Source organism: Butyricicoccus sp. (assembly GCF_050872565.1).
Classification (GTDB): Bacteria; Bacillota; Clostridia; order Oscillospirales; family Butyricicoccaceae; genus Butyricicoccus_A.
Genome location: NZ_JBNMHC010000313.1, coordinates 1 through 2,620, shown reverse-complemented (window position 1 = coordinate 2,620; position 2,620 = coordinate 1). Strand labels below are relative to the sequence as shown.

The 2,620-nt window shown below is 48.8% G+C and carries 3 protein-coding genes; 1 reads left to right on the top strand and 2 read right to left on the bottom strand.

Going from position 1 to position 2,620, the window contains the following annotated elements; translation table 11 throughout:
* The coding region (locus ACR0P9_RS10635) for an NCS2 family permease (RefSeq protein ID WP_432619966.1) at positions 1 to 1,276 on the top strand (1,276 nt) is incomplete at its 5' end.
* Positions 1,277 to 1,333: 57 nt separating this feature from the next.
* Here ACR0P9_RS10635 and ACR0P9_RS10630 read toward each other — a convergent pair.
* Together ACR0P9_RS10630 and ACR0P9_RS10625 are read right to left on the bottom strand one after the other, a co-directional pair.
* Positions 1,334 to 1,969, bottom strand: a complete 636-nt coding sequence (locus tag ACR0P9_RS10630; RefSeq protein WP_432619964.1) for an ABC-2 transporter permease — start codon at positions 1,967 to 1,969, stop codon at positions 1,334 to 1,336.
* The coding region (locus ACR0P9_RS10625; RefSeq protein WP_432619962.1) for an ATP-binding cassette domain-containing protein at positions 1,966 to 2,620 on the bottom strand (655 nt) is incomplete at its 5' end. The genes ACR0P9_RS10630 and ACR0P9_RS10625, both read right to left, overlap by 4 nt.

Sequence of the window (2,620 nt, the reverse complement as noted above, 5' to 3'; positions counted from 1 at the left end):
GACCATGGCTTACATTCTCGCGGTCAATCCTTCCATCCTGTCGGCATCCGGCATGGATTCCAATGCCATTCTGATGGCTACCGCTATCGCATCCTTTATTGGCTGCTTCTGCATGGCATTGCTGGCAAACTATCCGTTCGCGCTGGCGCCGGGTCTCGGACTCAATGCATACTTTGCATACACCGTTGTCGGACAGATGGGCTACACCTGGCAGTTCGCACTGCTCGCCGTTTTTGCTGAAGGTTTGATTTTTATCGTCCTTTCTTTGACTAACGTGCGTGAAGCTATTTTCAATGCCATTCCGCTTCAGCTCAAAAAGGGCGTATCGGTCGGCATTGGTCTGTTTGTCGCTTTTCTGGGACTCCAGAACGCCAATCTGGTTGTAGACAGCACCACACTGGTTACTATCGTTGATTTTACCGAAAACTTCCACACTGTCGGCATCGGTGCACTGCTCGCAGTTATCGGTCTGCTGCTCATCGCCATCCTGCACGTCAAGAATGTCAAGGGTTCGATTCTGATCGGCATTCTGGTCACTTGGATTCTGGGTATCGTGTGCCAGCTCACCGGTATTTATCAGGTAGATGCTGCCAACGGTTTCTACTCTCTGATTCCGTCCTGGTCGAGCTTTGACATCACTTCGATTCGTCTGACCTTCGGTCAGTGCTTCAATCTGGCTGGCACCAATTTTAATCTTATCGACTTCATCGTCATCATCTTTGCTTTTCTGTTTGTCGATCTGTTCGACACACTGGGCACACTGATCGGTGTAGCAAACAAGGCAGACATGCTGGACGAAGAAGGCAAGCTGCCGCGCATCAAGCAGGCACTGCTCGCTGATGCACTGGCAACCTCTGCCGGTGCGATTCTGGGTACTTCTACCACAACGACCTTCGTGGAAAGCTCCTCTGGCGTCGCTGAAGGCGGCAGAACCGGCCTGTCTTCCATTGTAACCGGTCTGCTGTTCCTGGTTTCCATTATCTTCGCTCCGGTATTTACCACCATTCCGAGCTTTGCAACGGCTCCGGCTCTGATTTTCGTCGGCTTCCTGATGATTTCTGCTGTTGTGCAGATCAACTTTAACGATCCGACTGAGTCTATTCCGGCTTACCTGTGCTTGGCTTGTATGCCGCTGACCTACAGCATTTCGGAAGGCATCTCCATCGGTGTCATCTCTTATGTTGTTATCAACCTGTTCTCCGGCAACCGCAAGAAGATTACCCCGCTGATGTATGTTCTGGCGATTCTGTTTGTCCTGAAGTACATCTTCCTGTAATTTATTATCACACAAAAATCAATCATCCCGCTGTCTTTTTGACAGCGGGATGATTTTTTAATACTCTTTTTTTGCTCGAATTCGCATAGATACAGCAATAGAAACCGGAAACAGCAGCAAAATCACCAGCCATGCTACGCCAAAGGCAATCCGAACAATCGTGACAAATTCCGTCGGCACCTGGCTCAATTCTGCCAATGCCAGAGCACAGGAATATAAGACAACAAACAGTAGAATATTGACCAAGCGTCCGCGCTCCACGCCGAAACGATACATGACAGGAACCTCAATCTCTATATACAGCAAAGCTACTAAGATTGTCTGTGCCAAAGAAGCCAGCCACTGTGTCCAAGATAGCTCGATTCTTCCTGCTGCGAATGACAGCAAGCCAATTACAAATCCCAGCAGCACGCCGCATCCGGTCGTTATCAATAGACTGATGTATCGAGATACCACGATTTGGCGATTGGACAGCGGCAGTGCTGCACAATAGCGATCCCAGTGATACCATGTCTCATACGAGAAAAAACTCACACCCATCATGCAGCCAATCATAACTGCCATATAGCTGAAGATTTTCCCTCCGCCCACAGCCAGACTCACAACAATCAAACCGGCAAAATACAGCAAGTAAAAACTTCTTTTCGAGTTTCCCGTCAGCTGTGTCAAATCATATCTTACCAAGCCTTTCATGTATCTGCACCGCCTTCCAGCAACACCAAAATCTGTTCAATATCCGTGCTGTCGCAAACGAACTGCGGATACTTTTCTTTGATGCGTTCACGCCCTCTGCACAGTGCCTCAAAAGAGTACGCGTGCTTCTTGATGCCAAGAATATCCGTCTGTTCCATCTGCTCAAGCTGTTCCGGATTTCCCTTAACAATGACATACTCCTGGAGCAAAGTATCCTTATCTGTATCAATCTGCATCCTGCCATGCGACACAATCAGAACATGATCTGCCACGCGATCCAAATCACTTGTGATGTGGGTAGACAGCAGCACCGTATGCTCGCCATCTTCGATAAATGTCTGCAAATCATGCAAAATCTGTTCGCGGGCAACAGGATCCAATCCCCCTGTCGGTTCATCCAGCAGCAATAGCTTTGGACTGTGCGCCAACGCCGCCGCAATGGACAGCTTCTGTTTCATGCCGCGAGAAAACGTCTTGATTGTCTTATTTTCCGGCAGTTCGTAGTACTCACACATGCCCAAGAACACATCTCGCGACCAATTGCGATAAATGTCTCCCAGCACGCGGTCAATCTGTCCGATCTTCAGCATTTCACCAAAGCAGCATGTGTCATATACCACGCCGATTTCTTGCTTGGTCTGTTCGTTGATG

Coding starts and splice junctions, on each gene's coding strand:
- ACR0P9_RS10630 (WP_432619964.1), bottom strand. CDS start 1,969: ATGAAAGGCTTGGTAAGATATGATTTGACACAGCTGACGGGAAACTCG.